This is a genomic window from Bacillus cereus group sp. BfR-BA-01347 (genome assembly GCF_022663835.1).
Lineage (GTDB): Bacteria > Bacillota > Bacilli > Bacillales > Bacillaceae_G > Bacillus_A > Bacillus_A thuringiensis_K.
On record NZ_JAKUGG010000001.1, the window covers coordinates 202,358 to 219,444 of the forward strand.

A 17,087-nucleotide genomic window follows, 5' to 3' on the forward strand; every position below is an offset into this window, starting at 1 on the left:
AGTTGATTTGATAATAATGATTTAAATGTCTAGATAAGGGGATGGATTATGATTGAATTAGAAATGAGGGTAGAACGTCTTAGGAAAGAAAAAATAGAGGACATTGTAGCGTTATCTTCTTATATTGGGTGGGATTATAACAGGGAAGAAATTGAGACTATTTTTAGCTCAGGTATTGTATACGGTGTGTGGAATGAGAGGGAGGAACTCATTGCTAGTGCGGCAATAATATTATATGAAGAGAAATTAGCATCTATCGGAATGGTCATTGTACATCCGAATTATAAGGGACGCGGGATTGGAAAGACGATAACGAATGCATGCATGAAGAGCGTATCGGCTCAAACTGCCATTATGCTTATTGCTACGGATGAGGGGGAATTTTTATATGAAAAATTAGGATTTAGAGCAGTAAGCTATGTTTCTAAATACATATGTAACTCGTACAATGTGAATGATTATTGTATAGAAAATGAAGATTATATAATGAATTATCAAGAGTGTGATTTAGAAGAACTAATAAAATTAGATGAATATGCGTTTGGAACAAATAGAAAAGAGTTTTTAACGAAAAGAATTATGCAAAGTGAACAGTGTATCGTTGTAAAGGATAAGGAACAACATGTACTAGCATATGGTTTAAGCGTACAAACACCAGAAAATAAAATAATAGGACCAGTCGTTGCTAAAAATGATGAAATGGCGATGCGAATTGTACATTATTTAGCAAGTGAACATCATGGTAAATTAAGAATTGATGTACCAGAGGGGAAAAACGATTTTATGAATGAATTAGAGGCTGTTGGCTTTCAAAAGGTTAATACACCACCAATTATGATGAAAAATAGCGATCAATTATTAAAAAGGAATAATGAGTTATATAGCATTGCAGCGCAAATTTTTGGATAAAAAAGAATCCTTCTGAATGAAGGATTCTTTTTCGTTAATCACGATATTGATCATGAATAGGTACAAAAAGGTCTTCCTCGACATCCCTAACAACTGAAAAATGATCCACATTATAATGTCCATGTAGAATTTTATTATGATGAGCAATAATTTGCTCTGCAGATAATACGTTAGAATCAGTTGTGGAATGACCATTTTTAATTAATGTAACGTCACATCCTTGTACAGTCGCAGTTCTAACTGCGGTGTCGATACAATGCTCTGTTTTACATCCACCGATAACGATATGGCCAATCTTCTCTTCTTTTAAAAGTTCAAGTAAAGAAGTGCCATAGAATGCGTTCGTTGCTGCTTTATTAATAAGGATTGCAGACTGAGGTACTTGAATTTCATTATGTACTTCAAATCCCTCACCGCTACCAGAAGCAACATCGATATCTCTTACGAAAACAATAAGGGCATTTGCATCGATTGCTTTCTGCACAGCTGTATTTAGTGTGGATAGTAACTCGGTTTTACGAAAAACTGCATTTTCTTTTTCATTTCCATCCATTAACTCTTGTTGCGCATCAATAATTAATAGTGCTTGTTTCATTTTATATCCCTATCCCCTTTAATATAAAATAAGTTACCAGTTACATATTCTTTTATATTGTAAGGAAATCCTCTATCGTCTACTTCGGATAGATTTACAAAGTTGTCATATAAATTTCATTCTCATAGCTTGTAAAAACATGTATGATAGGAGATGGAGAATTTTTGAGTAGGTGGGAATAGCATGCAAACAGTAGAAGATTATCTTTCATTCTTACATACGAAAGGATTTAAACTATCAGAGGAAGCACAAGGGTTTATTATGTTCGGACAAGGATATACGGGTGCATCTGATGGAATTGTGAACGCGGCAATAGAAGCGACAATTAAACATCAGTTACAGTTTGATGGGAGTTATTTTGTTGCGTTATTAGAACGATTGAAAGAAGAAGAGATTACAGATAAAAAAAGCGCTAAGGCTTTTATGCGGAAGTTACAAGCGTAACTTCACGCAGCCTGCGCTTCTTTTTTTGTTTTGGAAGGTAATTCAACAAACACCATGCCTAGGAAAATACAGAGGCATCCGATAATAGCGGAAATAGAAAGTTGTTCGTTTGCAACGAGAACGCCTGTTAAGGCAGCGAAAACGGGCTCCATTGCGAAAATAATGGCTACTCTCGTTGGAGACGTATGTTTTTGCGCTGATGTTTGAATGAAAAAAGCAATGGATGTTGCGAATAGAGAAGTTAGAAATAGGGCGAATAAAAAGGAAGAATTCTTCCATAGTGCTGCTGAAAGTAATTTTTCCCAATCTTCAAACAAAAAGGCGCAAATAGAAGAAAACATACCGACAGCTAACACTTGCGACGTACTTAACAATAAAGGTGATATTTTCTTAGAGAAGAAGCCATTAACAAGAATATGAGCAGCGAAAGCAACCGCGCAACCGAGAACGAGTATATCTCCAATGTTTAATTGAAATGAATCACCAGCTGTTAATAAGTATAAACCTGCTGTTGCTACAGCAATGCCCATTACGATAAAAATAGTAGCTTTTTGTTTTAAAAAGATAAAAGACAAAATAGGTACCATAACGATACTAAGCCCTGTTAAGAATCCTGCTTTTGAAGAAGTTGTATAAAGTAAGCCGAATGTTTGTAACACATAGCCAACACATAAAAAGAATCCAACGATTAATCCAGCAAGGCTACTCTGTTTTATATCTTGTTTTGAAGTTTTTTTTGCGAAAATCATTTGAACGAATAATAAAATAATTCCGGCGAATAAAAAGCGAATACCATTAAAAGTAAATGGACCAACGAAAGACATAGCATTTTGAACGACAACAAACGTAGCTCCCCAAATAAAAGAGACAAATAATAAAGCAAGAGGAGCAATCCAATCTTTTTTCACACTCATACCTCCGTTAATTTTGTAAGATAGCCTTTCTAGCTAACTCATCAGCAACTTTATTTTGACTACTTGGAATCCACTTAATAAAAAAGAGGTCGAAATTTTTTATGTACTGCAGTGCTTCTTCTAATAAAGGTGCAAACATTTTATTTTTTGCGTATTCTTTTTCGACAGCTCGCTCGACAAGTTGCGAATCTGTACGAAAAGAGACAATGTTATAATTATGCTCCGTGCAATATTTTAATGCCGCAAGTAAAGCGTGGTATTCTGCTTCATGATTGGACATTGTCCCGAGGGGTAATGATAATTGTACAGCTGGTTGAACCCCTTTAATAAATACTCCCGCACCAGAAGGACCAGGATTTCCTTTTGATGCACCATCAATATATACTTCAATCAAAATGAGAAACCTCCAAATGATAAGATGATCCCCTACTTATATGTTTCTTTGAAGTAGGGGATAGAGTAATTAGCCGATTGTAATGCTATAACGACATGTAAATGTTTCATTCGCTTGTAAAGATTGAATTCCTTTTTTTTCCTTGAAATCTTTTGCTGGAGTTACTTCATCGGCAATTCCGTACCAAGGTTCAATACATAAGAAAGGTGCATTATCCCCTGGTGTCCATACGCCGACAAATGGGAATCCATCAAATTCTACTTTTACAAATTTATTATGTTTATGAGAACGAATCGAAATTTCATTCGTATTCATATGTTCAAAAATAAGCGCATCATTTTTGAATAAATCATATGTAAGTGGCAATTCATTTGTATTTTCAGCGATTAATTGCTTTTTGTTTGAAAGATAAGGTCCTTCTAATACACTGGTTTCTAAGTGTTCCGAACCATTAAACGATAAGTGATAATCTGTAAATGATTCACCGTCCAATAAAGGCAAGTTGAATCCAGGGTGTGCTCCGATTGAGAAGAACATCTCTTTTGAAGTAGGATTGTTTACTTCGTATGTTACATGAACACTTTGTCCATCTAGCTCATAAGAAACGAGTAATTCGAATTCGTATGGGTATTTTTTTAATGTTTCTTCATTACTAGTAACGATATAAGTGATCTTTGTTTCGCTTTGTTCTTTCACAGAGAAAGTAAGATTACGAGCGAAACCGTGTTGTGTTAATGAATATGGTTTACCGTCTACGTAGTATGTATTATCTACTAATCGACCGACAATTGGGAATAAAATTGGTGCGCGGCGCCCCCAATAAGTAGAATCACCTTGCCATAAATATTCTATGTTGTCTTCTTTTAAGCGAACGCTCTGTAATTCTGCACCTTTGTCAGAAATGGAAACGATCACTTTTTCATTTTGAATTGTTGCTGTCATGAAGTGAAACCTCCTAAATCTTTCATATGTTTCATTATACGTTGTCTAAAAGAAAAAAGGTAGTTCACGATAGGAATCTATTGACGAAAGAGGGGCTACCACGTAAAATATAATCTTGTTGCTTAAAAAACGAATAACGTGGTTCGAAACCATCCCACGTAAAAAAACTAAGGAGATTTTGTCATGAATATTAGAGCATTAGTCGGTAATGGTATTTTAGCGGCATTATATATTGCTGTTTCTATGCTTATTCAGCCATTTGGCTTTACGAATGTACAGTTTCGTATTTCAGAGATGTTTAATCATCTCGTTGTATTTAACAAGAAAGCAATTTACGGAATTGTATTAGGTGTATTTTTAACGAATCTCTTTTTCTCACCTATGATCGCTTATGATTTAGTATTTGGAGTAGGTCAATCTATTCTTGCATTAGTTGCAACGATTATTTCTATGCGATTTATTAAAGGTGTTTGGGCTCGTATGATTTTTAATACAGTTATCTTTACGATTACAATGTTTATGATTGCAATTGAACTTCATCTTGCATTGGGTTTACCATTTATGTTGTCTTGGTTAACATGTGCAATCGGTGAATTTGTTGTCATGGCGATTGGTATGCCTGTAATGTACTGGATTAATAAGCGAGTACAATTTGAAAGATTTATGTAATAGATGAAAGAGCCATTCCTTATATAGAGTGGCTCTTTTTGTATGTGATTATATTGAATATAATACTGTGACTCTTGATAAAATATAATAAAATAAAGTGAGGCTTCAATTAGCCGGATAAATAAGAAGTCTTACATAAGGGGAATGTAGTATGAAATATAAAATTCATTGGTTGTATAAAACGAAGCGCGGATTGCAGACGGAATTAACAACAGAGTATATGAACATAGAAGAAGTACTTCAATTTGCAGAGGATTTTGAGAAAACAGGAAGAGTAAAAGAATTTTCATTTTATGATGAAATGGATGCAGAATGGTCATTAAAAGAGATGAAAAAGTTAAGTAAGCAAGTAGAGGAAGAGCCCCAAGAAATACTCGTTTATTTTGATGGGGGGTATGATGTGCAAACGAAAGAGGCTGGCGTTGGTATATGTGTGTATTATAAAAAAGGAAATACAAACTACCGCATTCGCCGCAATGCATATATAGAAGGTATATATGATAATAATGAAGCGGAATATGCATCATTATTATACGGTATGAATATACTCGAGGAACTAGGGATTAAGTATGAAGCAGTTACACTTCGCGGAGACTCACAAGTGGTACTGCAGCAATTGGCTGGAGAATGGCCTTGTTATGATGAACATTTAAATCATTATTTAGATCAAATTGAACAAAAGGCGAAGCAAATGAAATTAAAACTTGTATGTGAGCCGATATCTAGAAAACAAAATAAAGAAGCACATCAATTAGCTACGCAAGCATTAGAAGGAACAGTTATTGATAGTCATAAAGAAATAACCGAATAGAGAGGTGCAAAGGTGGATAAAAAGCAACTCATTACAGAGGTAAATGACTTATTAGAAACGTATTGTGAAGGGTGTTTTTTGCGAGAACATAATCGAAAGACGAATAGTAAGTATTACGCTCATTCATTTTGTATCAGGCAATGTACAGTTGGAGAAACGTTGAAAAAGTATGGAGAACAGCTGTCATGAAAAAACATCCAGAGAAAATTCTCTGGATGTTTTTTAGTGCTTCGCTTCATTTAATTGATGCTCGCATTGACTTAATTTTTTTTCCTCATTCATCAGAAACGGCTCATCTAAATCTGTTGCAACAGACTTCATAATTTCAAGCTGAGAGCGAGCGGCTTCTACAGCAGTAGTAGCATGCTCTAATGTATCTGGATCCATTGAAATTGTTGCTGATCCTACCATTTTTTGTGCTGTTTCTACACGGAATTTTACTTCTTCAAAATCATTTACTTCTGATCCCATTGCTAATTCCTCCTTTGTATATTGCGCATTTCACATAGTTTTTGCTCTGGAAAACGGAAATATACAAAGGAATAACAAAGGAATAACAAAGGAGGTTACCAAGTTAGGTAACCTCCTGTCATATGTTAGATTAAAGTTTTACTACGTTAGCAGCTTGAGGTCCGCGGTTTCCTTCAGTGATATCGAAAGATACTTCTTGACCTTCTTCTAAAGCTTTGTAGCCGTCGCCTTGGATAGCAGAGAAATGTACGAATACATCGTCAGCGCCTTCCATTTCGATAAATCCAAAACCTTTTTCGTTGTTAAACCATTTTACTTTTCCTTGCATGTTACAATTCCTCCTAAAAGCGTTTACTATTTTCATTTAGTGAAATTCATTTAAAAAAATAATATAAACTAAAAATGCTATATTCTTGAATATTCTGCTAAATGATTAATTTAAATATACACGAATTGGGAGAATTTAGTCAAGTAAGCGATTTTATTTTTTTGTATTTTTAAATAATTTTTCAGTCAAATTTTTAAATAGGTATAGGACAGACCGAGTATGTAATATTCTTAATTGAATGCTATACATAATGAGGTGAAAGAATGAATAAGTTTTACTTATTAGACAATGAAGGAATGAGAACGAGAACCGACATACCGGATTGGGTTGCAAAAGAATTTGAGATTTTTTCAAGTGTCGTGTTAGAACCAACTTTTCCATGTTATTTCGGTTTAACAGCTTTGAAAAAGAATGAACTTCGTTATTCATTTCTTTCTCATAATGATTGGAGTCATTTGCCACATACAATGTTATCTTTTTTAGAGTTAATGAAAGAGAGGCCGATTGTAAGAAGGGGCTTTTTCCTTTTTGTAGAACCGGAATGTGAAGAACAATCACTCGAATATTACCGTGATTCCTTTTGGAAAGTGTTACAGTATTTACATGAAAACGATAATCAAGCATGGCCAAAGCAAATTCCTGAAGATCCAGACCATTATTTATGGGAATTTTCATTTGGTGGTGAGCCAATATTCGCATTTGGAAATGCGCCAGCTTATAAAAAACGAAAAACTAGATATTTAGGGAATTCACTCGTTATTGGGTTTCAGCCACGCACTATTTTTGATGGATTAGAGGGAGATCATCCTAAAGGAGCATATTCAAGACAAATGGTCCGTGAGCGAGTTGAAAAGTGGGATCAATTGCCGAAACATCCTAACATTAGTCATTATGGTGACCCAGAGCATCGCGAATGGAAACAATATTTCATAGGAGACGATGTAGAGCTAATAAAAGGGAAATGTCCTTTTCTTCATAGGATAGAAAAGTAAGAGCCATCACCTAGATGGTTCTTTTGTATATTTTGGATAAAAAAGGGTATTTTATTATGAAAGCTAGTCTATTTTTTTAATTACATCATTAACTAGTAGTAAAGAGAGTAGAAAGGATAGAGCGATGTTTGGAGCAATTATACAGCAAATCGTATTAGGTATATCATTGGCTGCGCCAGTAGGGCCAATTAATATTGAAATGTTAAAACGAGGAATCGAACGTGGGTTTTGGCACGCTTGGGTTGTTGGAATTGGCGGAATGACTGCAGATGTTTTATTTATGCTTCTCATTTATTTCGGTTTATCTTCTGTGTTTATGTATACATATGTACAAGCCTTCATGTATTGCACGGGTTTTTTCTTGTTATTTTATTTAGGATTTCAAAGTGTAAAACAAGGAATTTTCCACTCGAATATGGAATATAAAAAAGAAGAGGTAGATGGCCTTAAGCAATCGTTTATGGCAGGATTTTTAATTGCGATATCCAATCCATTAAATCTTGTTTTTTGGTTTGGTATATACGGAAGTACACTTAGCTCATTACTTACGAAGGTAACGAAACAAGAAGCTTTTTTATACAGTCTTTGCATTATTGCTGGTATTATTTTATGGAATTTAAATATTGCTTTTTCTGTACATTTTGGAAGAACTTTATTAAAACCAAAAGCGCTTGGCTACATAACAGCCGGAGCAGGTATTATTTTAGTATGTTACTCTATACATTTTGCATACAAAGCTTTACAGTTGTTCACATAAGATTGAAGGGGAGATTTTTATGTATCGAACCACTATTGAAGGAAAAGAAATTATAATTACGTTAGCGCCAAAAATCCGAAAAGAAATTACTGATAGAGATCCACTATATGAAACGGTATTTCATAATGCAGCAAGATTGTTACAAACAAAGCAACCGACGTTTGCAGTAAATCATGAAATATTGGGGCTTATTATTGGAGAAGTGCAAAGAGGAGAAGTAACAGTGTTTGCAGTGGAACATATTATTCCGAAGCAAAATATATTTGGACCAAACAATTTTTTCTCGACAATAGAACAGCAGGCAAATTTGTAAAGTGAATAGAATAAGAATAGAAAAGAAATAGTCGTAACGATATGTTGCGGCTGTTTTTTTGGAAAAGGGGGAAACAAGATGAAGAAAGTGGGGAAAGAGTTCTTTTTACAACATGATATCGTTATTATGTATAGCATTCTATTTATTTTCATTATTATTTTAAAAATGCAATTTTTTACGTGGTTTGGTATGTTAGCATGTATGGTTGGGATTGCTTTCTATACACTTAATGAATATATGACACATCGTTTTTTATTCCATATAAAGCCACCTAAAAACACATTTCTATTAAAAATGTTAAGAAGATTGCATTATGATCACCACGTATATCCAGATGATTTAAAACTTTTGTTTTTACCTGTTTGGTTTAGTATACCTAGTTTTACTATATATTTGCTTATAGCATATGGTATTACAAAAAGTGTTACTATTACACTTTCATTTGGAATCGGAATGATTATTATGCTACTCGTTTACGAATGGAAACATTATATTGCCCATAGACCGATTCGTCCCGTCACTAAGTTTGGAAGATGGTTAAAAAAACAACATATATTACACCATTATAAAAACGAAAAGTTTTGGTTCGGTGTTTCAAATCCAGTATTCGATTTTATATTTGGAACACTTAAAGACGGAAAAGAGGTTGAGTTAAGCGAAACAGCTCGTAATTTAGAAAAGGAAAAAAAGACAAAAGTAGTGCGTTAAGCACTGCTTTTGTCTTAATGAGGAAAAAATAAGTAAGGTGTCACTTTATGTTGAAAAAGTATATTAAAAATTTAGGGGAAATTGCCGAAAAATGTCTATCAAAAAATCTTTGCATGAATGCACGGATTGTCTACAATAAGTATAAGTTTCTGAATATTTATAAAATTTAGACTTTAGGTATGCAAGGGGGAAGTGCATTTCAAGTAAGAGAGGGGATCGGTTAATGAAACGAGATGATACGTCAGCACGTAAGTTGCAAAATGAGGTGAATTATACAGAGGTTGTTCAGTCAGAAGAATTTCAATTGCTATTAAATACGAAAAAGAAGTTCATCGTTCCAATGAGTATTTTCTTTTTAAGTTTTTTTATTGCGTTACCTATATTAACATCGTATTCAAAGGTACTCAATACACCGGCATTCGGTGATGTTACGTGGGCATGGGTATTTGCATTTGCTCAATTTATTATGACGTGGTCATTATGTATGATTTACAGCAAAAAAGCGGAATCCTTTGATAAAATCTCACAAAACATTCTGCAAGATATGCAAAAAGGGAGGGGATGACTTTGAATGTAACCGCTTTTGCACTATTTTTAATCATCGTACTTGGTACACTCGTCATAACTTATTTTGCATCGAAGAAAACGAAAAATGCGAGTGAGTTTTATACGGCTGGAGGGGGATTAACTGGTTGGCAAAATGGTCTGGCTATTGCGGGAGATTATATGTCTGCTGCGTCCTTTCTTGGTATAGCTGGGGCGATCGCGTTAACTGGGTTTGATGGGTTCTTTTATAGCATCGGTTTTTTAGTTGCATACTTAGTTGTATTATACTTAGTTGCAGAGCCGCTTCGAAATTTAGGAAAGTACACGTTAGCAGATATGATTGCAGCGCGTTTTGATGCGAAAAAAGTTCGCGGAGTTGCAGCGCTTAATACGATGACGATTTCGATTTTTTATATGATTGCACAATTAGTTGGGGCTGGTGCACTTATTAAATTATTATTAGGAATCGAATATACGACATCTGTTTTAATCGTTGGTACATTAATGACAGTGTACGTTATTTTTGGCGGAATGACTGCGACGAGCTGGGTTCAAATTGTAAAGGCTGTATTACTTATGGCTGGTACATTTATTATTTCTGTTATCGTTTTCGCAAAATTTAATTTTAGTGTGACTGAAATGTTCGCACAAATGAAGACAGCTACACCGTTAAAAGACTCGTTTTTAAACCCAGGAGTAAAGTATAAAGATGGCCTTGATACGCTATCTTTAAATTTAGGACTAGTTCTTGGTACAGCTGGATTACCACATATTCTTGTTCGCTTCTTTACAGTTCGTGATGCAAAAACAGCACGTCAATCTGTAGTATACGCGACGTGGTTAATTGGCGCATTTTATATTATGACAATTTTCTTAGGATTTGGGGCAGCGGCATTTGTAGGGAATGAGGCAATTATTAAAGCAAATCCTGCTGGTAATATGGCAGCACCTTTATTAGCGAAAGCGTTAGGTGGAGATTTCTTATTTGCTTTCGTATCAGCCATTGCTTTTGCAACGATTTTAGCTGTAGTGGCAGGCCTTGTATTAACAGCAGCGTCAGCCTTTGCACATGATTTTTATAATGAAATTATTCGCAAGGGGAAATCAACGGAAAAAGAGCAAGTTTCAATGGCTCGCTATGCGTCTATTGGAGTAGCGGTATTATCCATTATACTAGCGTTATTTGCTCAAACATTGAACGTAGCATTTTTAGTTTCATTAGCATTTGCAGTTGCAGCGAGTGCAAACTTACCAGTTATATTATTCACAATATATTGGAAGCGTTTCAATACAGCGGGTGCCATCTCTGGTATGATTGTTGGTCTCGTATCAGCTATTGTTCTCGTAGCGTTAAGTCCGAATGTTTGGAATCCTGTAGCTGGAAAAGCTATATTTGTTGGAGAAGCGATATTCCCATATACGACACCTGGAATTATTTCGATCCCGCTCGGATTCCTTGCAGCGTATTTAGGGACCATTTTATCTAGTAAGAAAGAAGATGCGGCGAAGTTTGATGAAATTCTTGTGAAATCTAATACTGGTCATGGTATTAGTGATGCGTCTTCACATTAAAAAAGAGGGGCTTTTCGATAATAAGAAAAGCTCCTTTTTCTTTTGTCATTTTATTGTAAATAATACTGCTTTGTAAGTAGGATTTATCTTAATTTTGTGGAATGAAAATAAGCAGGGAGAAATTTAAATCATCATGGCACCAGCGCAGCTTTTGTGAAAAATAAGTTGTTATGGAAGGTGGAAGAAATGATGAAAACGAAACAGACTGATGAATTATTAGCAAAAGATGAGCAATATGTTTGGCACGGAATGCGTCCCTTTAGTCCAAATAATACAATGGTAGGGGCAAAAGCAGAAGGGTGCTGGGTTGAAGATATACAAGGGAAAAGATATTTAGATGGTATGAGTGGTCTTTGGTGTGTGAATAGTGGATACGGCAGAAAAGAGCTCGCAGAGGCAGCTTATAAGCAATTACAAACATTATCATACTTTCCGATGTCACAATCGCATGAACCGGCTATAAAGCTTGCAGAAAAATTAAATGAGTGGCTTGGAGGAGAGTATGTTATTTTCTTCTCTAATAGTGGTTCGGAAGCGAACGAAACAGCTTTTAAAATAGCAAGGCAATACTATGCGCAAAAAGGTGAAGCACATCGTTATAAATTTATGTCACGTTACCGCGGGTATCATGGAAATACAATGGCAACGATGGCAGCGACGGGACAAGCACAGCGTAGATATCAATATGAGCCATTTGCTTCAGGCTTTTTACATGTAACGCCGCCAGATTGCTATCGTATGCCTGGAATAGAAAGAGAGAACATTTATGATGTAGAATGTGTGAAAGAAGTAGATCGCGTTATGACATGGGAATTAAGTGAAACAATTGCAGCTTTTATTATGGAACCAATTATTACGGGTGGAGGCATTTTAATGCCACCACAAGACTATATGAAAGCTGTTCATGAGACGTGTCAAAAACACGGTGCCTTGCTCATAAGCGATGAAGTGATTTGTGGTTTCGGACGTACAGGAAAAGCATTTGGATTTATGAATTATGATGTGAAGCCAGATATCATTACGATGGCAAAAGGGATTACGAGCGCATATTTACCGTTATCAGCAACAGCTGTGAAAAAAGAAATATATGAAGCATTTAAAGGGAAGGGAGAATATGAATTCTTCCGTCATATTAATACATTTGGTGGAAATCCAGCGGCTTGTGCATTAGCACTTAAAAACTTAGAAATTATGGAAAATGAAAATTTAGTTGAGCGCTCTGCACAAATGGGCTCGCTTTTATTAGAGCAATTAAAAGAAGAAATTGGAGAGCATCCACTTGTTGGGGATATTAGAGGAAAAGGTTTACTAGTTGGAATTGAGCTAGTAAATGATAAAGAGACGAAAGAGCCAATTGATAATGACAAAATTGCAAGTGTTGTAAATGCTTGTAAAGAAAAAGGGTTAATTATAGGGCGAAACGGTATGACAACAGCAGGATACAATAACGTCTTAACATTAGCACCACCGCTTGTTATTTCGAGTGAAGAAATCGCTTTTGTTGTTGGAACGTTGAAGACAGCGATGGAACGCATTTAATGAATGAAGCGAGCTGTAGATTACAGCTCGCTTTTGTTTAGTAGGAGGAGTTTTTTATGGAGAAATATGATCCTAGTCAACATTATCACATCGGATATTATGAAGATGGATATGATTTGGAAGTGACAGCGTACAAAAGAATAAATGAACCAGTTTGGGATGCTTATATTCCGCACTATGAGGCAGACGGTTTTTATAAGAAAGTGGAGGAAATGAAACTAGGCGAATATATAGATGATTATGGCATTAAGGTGTATTCATTTAGTAATGATATCGATGATGAAGAAGCTCGAACTATTTTTGAAAAATGGTTAAAAAAGCACGAGATTGTTTAAAGATAAAACAAAAAGGAGATTGCTATTTTATAAGATAGCAATCTCCTTTTATTATAGTAAACTTATTTACTTGCTTTCATTCATTGCTTTATCTTTAGCACCAAAAGTGTATTTTAACATTGGTGGTGTAATCATTGTAGTTAAAATAACGACAATAACGATTGCTGTAAAGTAATCTTGTGCTAATAGACCTGAAGAGAGTCCTGTTCCTGCGATGATAAGTGCAACTTCACCACGAGAAACCATACCAGAACCGATAATTGCAGAAGACTTTGCATCAAATCCAGTCATGCGTGCACCAACACCACAACCAATTAGTTTTGTTAATACAGCGATTGCTGTTAATGCTAGGATGAACCAAATTTGATTGCCAATACCGTCAAATGTAATATTCATACCGATACTAACGAAGAATACTGGAACGAACATAGCGTAAGCAATTGGTTCTACTTTCTTTTCTACTTCATGTTTGTAGTTTGTTTGAGAAATTGCAATACCAGCAGCGAAAGCACCAATAATACCAGCAATTCCTAATAATTCGCCGAAATATGCGAATGAGAAACAGATGATAAGAGCTGCGCTCACGATAGACTCAGATACGCGTAGTGGTGATAACCAACGCATGATCGCTGGTACACCTTTCCATCCAATTAAAATAATAGAAGCGAAGAATACTACTTTCTTCAAGATAATCATTGTTAAGTTAACATCATCAGTGCCTAAGAAGCTCATTGCGAATGCTAATAAAATAACAACAAGAATATCATCAAATACAGCGGCTCCAAGCATCGTCGTACTCTCACGTGTTTTCATTTTACCTAAATCACGAAGTGTTTGAACGGAAATACTAACACTTGTCGCGCACAGAAGTAACCCTAAGAATACAGCGTTTCCTTGTTCCATTCCCATAACAAGACCGGAAACGTAACCACCTACGAATGGAAGAATGATACCCCCGAGTGCAACTGCTAAAGAAGAATTGCGATTTGCGTTTAATTCATCTAAGTCTGTTTCAAGTCCTGCCATAAACATTAAAAGAATAACACCGACATTACTTAATTGTGTTAGAAGCTCTGAATTTTCAATCCAACCTAATATAGCTGGGCCGATAACGATACCGACAATTAATTTACCTAGCACAGAAGGTTGACCTAATCTAACACTAAGATCACCAGCAAGTTTTGTACTTAATAAAATAAGTGCAATTTGAAAGAAAAATTCGAATTCCATCTGATCCTCTCCTCGTCATTTTTAGTTTTATCATACGATTTCTCGGAATTTGCCTAATGAAAATATGTAAAACCCATTAAACAAAAAGGGTCTGATTACAAGTTCTTTTGAACTCGTAATTTGAACCTGTAATTAATATATAATAAAATTTATTAAAAATCAATGAAAAAATAGCAGATTTTCATGATGGAATTTGATTTAGGTATGAAGGGAATGGCTATATAATAAGAAGAAATAAGGCAACATTTTTAATGAATTGGAGAAGGAAACATGTTATTAAATAAACGTTTTACAATTGGAGAAATGGCAAAAATGCATAATATCGCAGAATCTACATTAAGGTATTATGATGAAAAAGGAATTTTTCATCCGTCCATTGTTGATCCTCAAACGAATTATCGTTATTATACAATCGATCAATTTTCACTGTTAGATACGATTAAATTTTTACGCCAGTTAAATATTCCGTTAAAGGAAATTAAGAAATATATTGATGAAAGAAATCCAGCATACGCACTCAATTTACTGGAAAAACAACAAGAGATGATGCTGAAGAAACAAAGAGAAATTGAGTATGCTTTGGCGAAAATGGAGCATAGAATTCATTTAATTAAGGAAGCAACAAAAGCAAAAGCTGAACAAATGGTAATAAAAGAGATCCCGCAGCGAAAAATAACAGCTATTGCGGTTGCCCCGAATACGACGGATGATATGTTTGAGTACTACATTCATTCGTTGCAAAAAAATATGAGGCAAATGGATGATAGCTTATTTTCTGGAGATATTGGTGTAACTGTTGCGAAAAAAGGGTTAATGCAAAATGAGTTTCAAGCATATAGCAGTGTATTTATTCTTTTGGATTATATGCCGTATGAAGTGCATACTTCAGATGAAATTAAAGAAGGTTTATATGCTTGTTCTTATCATCATGGACCGTATGAAGAAACAGATGCAACGTACAAGGAGTTACTTACATACATTGATAAAGAAGGTTACGAAGTACATGGAGATTCGATTGAGATTGGATTGATTGATTGGTCTGTAACAGAAGATCCTGAGGAGCAAGTAACAGAAATTCAAATTCCTATAATGAAAAAACAAAGCAATAAGTTATAGGACTCGTATAATTACAAATGAGCATCAAACGCGATAATTAAGTCACCTATTTTTTAATTCTCTATTGACCTTAAAGTTACTTGAAGGTTTAAACTAAGAAAAGAGAGTTGAAAAAAAGGAGCATATTAGAGTATGGAAGCAACAGAAAAATTAAGAGAAAAACCAATTAAAAGTTTATTTATTTCTTATTTAATACCAGCCGTCCTCGGAATGGTATTAATGTCAGTGAATATTGTAATTGATGCGGTTATGATTAGTAGAGGAGTTGGGGCGAACGGTTTAGCAGGAGTGAACGTGGCTATTCCAGCCTTTTCGATTTTCTTCTCTATTTCATTATGGATTGGAATGGGCGGGGCAACGTTATATTCCATTGCATTAGGTGAAAATAAACGAGAGAGAGCGAGATCTATTTTTACTCAATCAATGACGGTAGCAGTTGTTATCGTAGGTGTTTTAGCAGCGATTTGCTTATGGAGAATAGAAGATTTAGCATACTTATTTGGTGCAAATGAAGTAATTTTACCATATGCGTTAGACTATTTACACGTATTATTAACATTTGGAATGATATACGTTTTAGAAAATATTTTAAGTACATTTATACGAAATGATGCAAATCCTAATTTAGCAATGGCTGGTCTTGTTGTAACGGCTGTATTAAATATAGTGTTTGACTATATCTTTATTTTTATCTTTGGATGGGGCGTAACAGGTGCTGCCTCAGCGACTATTCTTTCGGCAGCGATTGGTTTCCTTGTATTATTAACCCATTTCTTTAGAAAAAGTAGTATTTTAAAGTGGACGAAATTTCATTTTGAATGGGATACTGTCAAACAAATTATGGTGATTGGTTTCCCAAGTTTTACAGCAGAAAGTACGGTTGCAATCGTAACGATTGGTTTTAATATCGCATTTGTCCAATATGCAGGAGAAGTAGGAGTAGCTTCCTATGCGATGGTGAATAGTATTCATGCAATGACATTACTATTATTCTTTGGTGTTGGAGCAGCATTACAGCCAATTGCTAGTTTCCATTACGGGGCAAATTTATCAGAGAGACTTCGTGAAGGATTGAAGTTTGCTGTGAAAATTGCTGTTGTCCTCGGAGGCGTTGCGATAATTGTCGGATTATTCTTCGGGAAATATATCATTGGTTTATTTGATGTTCAATCTCCAGAATTATTGGAGTTAACCTTAACAGGTATTAGTTTATTCTTTATCCAATACGTATTTTTAGGTTATAACATTGTGTATGGAGAGTACTTCCAATCAGTGCGACAAACGAAGAAATCAGTACTTATTATAATGAGCCGAGGATTACTATTTATTATTCCATTGTTATGGATTATGCCGAAATTATTTGGTATAAATGGAATTTGGCTCGTTATGCCAGTTGCAGAAGTAATGACAGCGGTTATCGTATTTACGATGAATCGTATGAAACATCCTGTGCCATTAAATATGGCAGGAGAGAAAGAAGCGATATGATGAAGAAAATCCCC

The 17,087-nt window shown here is 35.0% G+C and carries 22 protein-coding genes and 1 riboswitch; of the genes, 15 read left to right on the plus strand and 7 right to left on the minus strand.

Features of this window, described 5'->3' with window-relative positions; genetic code table 11:
- Positions 1–48 precede the first annotated feature (48 nt).
- A complete protein-coding gene (locus tag MR143_RS01015) occupies positions 49–909 on the plus strand; it encodes a GNAT family N-acetyltransferase (protein ID WP_000571033.1) in 861 nt (286 codons plus the stop codon).
- A 34-nt stretch (positions 910–943) separates the two neighbouring features.
- Here MR143_RS01015 and MR143_RS01020 read toward each other — a convergent pair whose 3' ends face one another.
- Positions 944–1,504 (minus strand): cysteine hydrolase family protein, encoded by a 561-nt coding sequence (locus MR143_RS01020; RefSeq protein WP_000806331.1) that lies wholly within the window; start codon positions 1,502–1,504, stop codon positions 944–946.
- Positions 1,505–1,687: 183 nt separating this feature from the next.
- Here MR143_RS01020 and MR143_RS01025 point away from each other — a divergent pair, with 183 nt between their 5' ends.
- Positions 1,688–1,948, plus strand: a complete 261-nt coding sequence (locus tag MR143_RS01025) for a DUF6123 family protein (RefSeq protein WP_001195212.1) — start codon at positions 1,688–1,690, stop codon at positions 1,946–1,948.
- A 2-nt stretch (positions 1,949–1,950) separates the two neighbouring features.
- Here MR143_RS01025 and MR143_RS01030 read toward each other — a convergent pair whose 3' ends face one another.
- The 3 genes from MR143_RS01030 to MR143_RS01040 form a co-directional block, all read right to left on the minus strand.
- Positions 1,951–2,856, minus strand: coding sequence for a DMT family transporter (locus MR143_RS01030; protein WP_199717558.1), 906 nt, complete (start codon positions 2,854–2,856; stop codon positions 1,951–1,953).
- Between the two features lie 13 nt (positions 2,857–2,869).
- Positions 2,870–3,256, minus strand: a complete 387-nt coding sequence (locus tag MR143_RS01035) for a reverse transcriptase-like protein (RefSeq protein ID WP_000573872.1) — start codon at positions 3,254–3,256, stop codon at positions 2,870–2,872.
- A 69-nt stretch (positions 3,257–3,325) separates the two neighbouring features.
- The gene (locus MR143_RS01040; protein ID WP_199717557.1) at positions 3,326–4,198 is read right to left on the minus strand and encodes an aldose 1-epimerase family protein; all 873 of its coding nucleotides are present in this window, start codon (positions 4,196–4,198) and stop codon (positions 3,326–3,328) included.
- 132 nt (positions 4,199–4,330) lie between these two features.
- Positions 4,331–4,375: riboswitch (PreQ1 riboswitch) on the plus strand.
- Between the two features lie 6 nt (positions 4,376–4,381).
- On the opposite strand from MR143_RS01040, the gene MR143_RS01045 reads away from it, so the two are divergent.
- The 3 genes from MR143_RS01045 to MR143_RS01055 all read left to right on the plus strand — a co-directional run bounded on the left by MR143_RS01045 (position 4,382) and on the right by MR143_RS01055 (position 5,867).
- Positions 4,382–4,867, plus strand: a complete 486-nt coding sequence (locus tag MR143_RS01045; protein WP_001025904.1) for a QueT transporter family protein — start codon at positions 4,382–4,384, stop codon at positions 4,865–4,867.
- Positions 4,868–5,018: 151 nt separating this feature from the next.
- A complete protein-coding gene (locus tag MR143_RS01050; RefSeq protein ID WP_000875552.1) occupies positions 5,019–5,678 on the plus strand; it encodes a ribonuclease H family protein in 660 nt (219 codons plus the stop codon).
- Between the two features lie 12 nt (positions 5,679–5,690).
- Positions 5,691–5,867 (plus strand): zinc-finger domain-containing protein, encoded by a 177-nt coding sequence (locus tag MR143_RS01055; RefSeq protein ID WP_000358801.1) that lies wholly within the window; start codon positions 5,691–5,693, stop codon positions 5,865–5,867.
- A 33-nt stretch (positions 5,868–5,900) separates the two neighbouring features.
- On the opposite strand, the gene MR143_RS01060 is transcribed toward MR143_RS01055, so the two are convergent.
- A complete protein-coding gene (locus MR143_RS01060; protein ID WP_000534396.1) occupies positions 5,901–6,149 on the minus strand; it encodes a DUF2564 family protein in 249 nt (82 codons plus the stop codon).
- Positions 6,150–6,279: 130 nt separating this feature from the next.
- Positions 6,280–6,477, minus strand: a complete 198-nt coding sequence (cspB, locus tag MR143_RS01065; protein ID WP_001161731.1) for a cold shock-like protein CspB — start codon at positions 6,475–6,477, stop codon at positions 6,280–6,282.
- A gap of 263 nt (positions 6,478–6,740) precedes the next feature.
- Here cspB and MR143_RS01070 point away from each other — a divergent pair, with 263 nt between their 5' ends.
- The 8 genes from MR143_RS01070 to MR143_RS01105 all read left to right on the plus strand — a co-directional run bounded on the left by MR143_RS01070 (position 6,741) and on the right by MR143_RS01105 (position 13,239).
- Positions 6,741–7,469, plus strand: coding sequence for a YqcI/YcgG family protein (locus MR143_RS01070; RefSeq protein ID WP_001032318.1), 729 nt, complete (start codon positions 6,741–6,743; stop codon positions 7,467–7,469).
- Positions 7,470–7,593: 124 nt separating this feature from the next.
- Positions 7,594–8,226 carry a LysE family transporter gene (locus MR143_RS01075; RefSeq protein ID WP_000466564.1) on the plus strand — a complete coding sequence of 211 codons (633 nt, stop codon included), beginning with the start codon at positions 7,594–7,596 and terminating at the stop codon, positions 8,224–8,226.
- A 19-nt stretch (positions 8,227–8,245) separates the two neighbouring features.
- The gene (locus MR143_RS01080; protein WP_000286382.1) at positions 8,246–8,539 is read left to right on the plus strand and encodes a hypothetical protein; all 294 of its coding nucleotides are present in this window, start codon (positions 8,246–8,248) and stop codon (positions 8,537–8,539) included.
- Between the two features lie 78 nt (positions 8,540–8,617).
- A complete protein-coding gene (locus tag MR143_RS01085) occupies positions 8,618–9,247 on the plus strand; it encodes a sterol desaturase family protein (protein WP_000755399.1) in 630 nt (209 codons plus the stop codon).
- Positions 9,248–9,470: 223 nt separating this feature from the next.
- Positions 9,471–9,812 (plus strand): DUF485 domain-containing protein, encoded by a 342-nt coding sequence (locus MR143_RS01090; RefSeq protein ID WP_000817376.1) that lies wholly within the window; start codon positions 9,471–9,473, stop codon positions 9,810–9,812.
- Positions 9,813–9,814: 2 nt separating this feature from the next.
- Positions 9,815–11,365 carry a solute symporter family protein gene (locus MR143_RS01095; protein ID WP_001103249.1) on the plus strand — a complete coding sequence of 517 codons (1,551 nt, stop codon included), beginning with the start codon at positions 9,815–9,817 and terminating at the stop codon, positions 11,363–11,365.
- A gap of 189 nt (positions 11,366–11,554) precedes the next feature.
- Positions 11,555–12,904, plus strand: coding sequence for an aspartate aminotransferase family protein (locus MR143_RS01100; RefSeq protein WP_000850944.1), 1,350 nt, complete (start codon positions 11,555–11,557; stop codon positions 12,902–12,904).
- 56 nt (positions 12,905–12,960) lie between these two features.
- Positions 12,961–13,239, plus strand: a complete 279-nt coding sequence (locus MR143_RS01105) for a DUF3986 family protein (RefSeq protein WP_000417077.1) — start codon at positions 12,961–12,963, stop codon at positions 13,237–13,239.
- 66 nt (positions 13,240–13,305) lie between these two features.
- Here MR143_RS01105 and MR143_RS01110 read toward each other — a convergent pair whose 3' ends face one another.
- Positions 13,306–14,469, minus strand: coding sequence for a cation:proton antiporter (locus tag MR143_RS01110; protein WP_000393873.1), 1,164 nt, complete (start codon positions 14,467–14,469; stop codon positions 13,306–13,308).
- Positions 14,470–14,739: 270 nt separating this feature from the next.
- Here MR143_RS01110 and MR143_RS01115 point away from each other — a divergent pair, with 270 nt between their 5' ends.
- Positions 14,740–15,585 carry a MerR family transcriptional regulator gene (locus tag MR143_RS01115; protein WP_000925915.1) on the plus strand — a complete coding sequence of 282 codons (846 nt, stop codon included), beginning with the start codon at positions 14,740–14,742 and terminating at the stop codon, positions 15,583–15,585.
- Positions 15,586–15,717: 132 nt separating this feature from the next.
- Entirely contained in the window at positions 15,718–17,073 is a 1,356-nt protein-coding gene (locus MR143_RS01120; protein WP_242280592.1) for an MATE family efflux transporter, read from the plus strand.
- Positions 17,074–17,087: the final 14 nt, after the last annotated feature.

What these genes read in the sequence shown, in the direction of transcription:
- MR143_RS01045 (WP_001025904.1), top strand. Translation starts at nt 4,382, where the DNA reads ATGAATATTAGAGCATTAGTCGGTAATGGTATTTTAGCGGCATTATAT.
- MR143_RS01110 (WP_000393873.1), bottom strand. Translation starts at nt 14,469, where the DNA reads ATGGAATTCGAATTTTTCTTTCAAATTGCACTTATTTTATTAAGTACA.
- MR143_RS01020 (WP_000806331.1), bottom strand. Translation starts at nt 1,504, where the DNA reads ATGAAACAAGCACTATTAATTATTGATGCGCAACAAGAGTTAATGGAT.
- MR143_RS01120 (WP_242280592.1), top strand. Translation starts at nt 15,718, where the DNA reads ATGGAAGCAACAGAAAAATTAAGAGAAAAACCAATTAAAAGTTTATTT.
- MR143_RS01115 (WP_000925915.1), top strand. Translation starts at nt 14,740, where the DNA reads ATGTTATTAAATAAACGTTTTACAATTGGAGAAATGGCAAAAATGCAT.
- cspB (WP_001161731.1), bottom strand. Translation starts at nt 6,477, where the DNA reads ATGCAAGGAAAAGTAAAATGGTTTAACAACGAAAAAGGTTTTGGATTT.
- MR143_RS01105 (WP_000417077.1), top strand. Translation starts at nt 12,961, where the DNA reads ATGGAGAAATATGATCCTAGTCAACATTATCACATCGGATATTATGAA.
- MR143_RS01100 (WP_000850944.1), top strand. Translation starts at nt 11,555, where the DNA reads ATGAAAACGAAACAGACTGATGAATTATTAGCAAAAGATGAGCAATAT.
- MR143_RS01075 (WP_000466564.1), top strand. Translation starts at nt 7,594, where the DNA reads ATGTTTGGAGCAATTATACAGCAAATCGTATTAGGTATATCATTGGCT.
- MR143_RS01070 (WP_001032318.1), top strand. Translation starts at nt 6,741, where the DNA reads ATGAATAAGTTTTACTTATTAGACAATGAAGGAATGAGAACGAGAACC.
- MR143_RS01015 (WP_000571033.1), top strand. Translation starts at nt 49, where the DNA reads ATGATTGAATTAGAAATGAGGGTAGAACGTCTTAGGAAAGAAAAAATA.
- MR143_RS01040 (WP_199717557.1), bottom strand. Translation starts at nt 4,198, where the DNA reads ATGACAGCAACAATTCAAAATGAAAAAGTGATCGTTTCCATTTCTGAC.
- MR143_RS01060 (WP_000534396.1), bottom strand. Translation starts at nt 6,149, where the DNA reads ATGGGATCAGAAGTAAATGATTTTGAAGAAGTAAAATTCCGTGTAGAA.
- MR143_RS01050 (WP_000875552.1), top strand. Translation starts at nt 5,019, where the DNA reads ATGAAATATAAAATTCATTGGTTGTATAAAACGAAGCGCGGATTGCAG.
- MR143_RS01080 (WP_000286382.1), top strand. Translation starts at nt 8,246, where the DNA reads ATGTATCGAACCACTATTGAAGGAAAAGAAATTATAATTACGTTAGCG.
- MR143_RS01085 (WP_000755399.1), top strand. Translation starts at nt 8,618, where the DNA reads ATGAAGAAAGTGGGGAAAGAGTTCTTTTTACAACATGATATCGTTATT.
- MR143_RS01025 (WP_001195212.1), top strand. Translation starts at nt 1,688, where the DNA reads ATGCAAACAGTAGAAGATTATCTTTCATTCTTACATACGAAAGGATTT.
- MR143_RS01090 (WP_000817376.1), top strand. Translation starts at nt 9,471, where the DNA reads ATGAAACGAGATGATACGTCAGCACGTAAGTTGCAAAATGAGGTGAAT.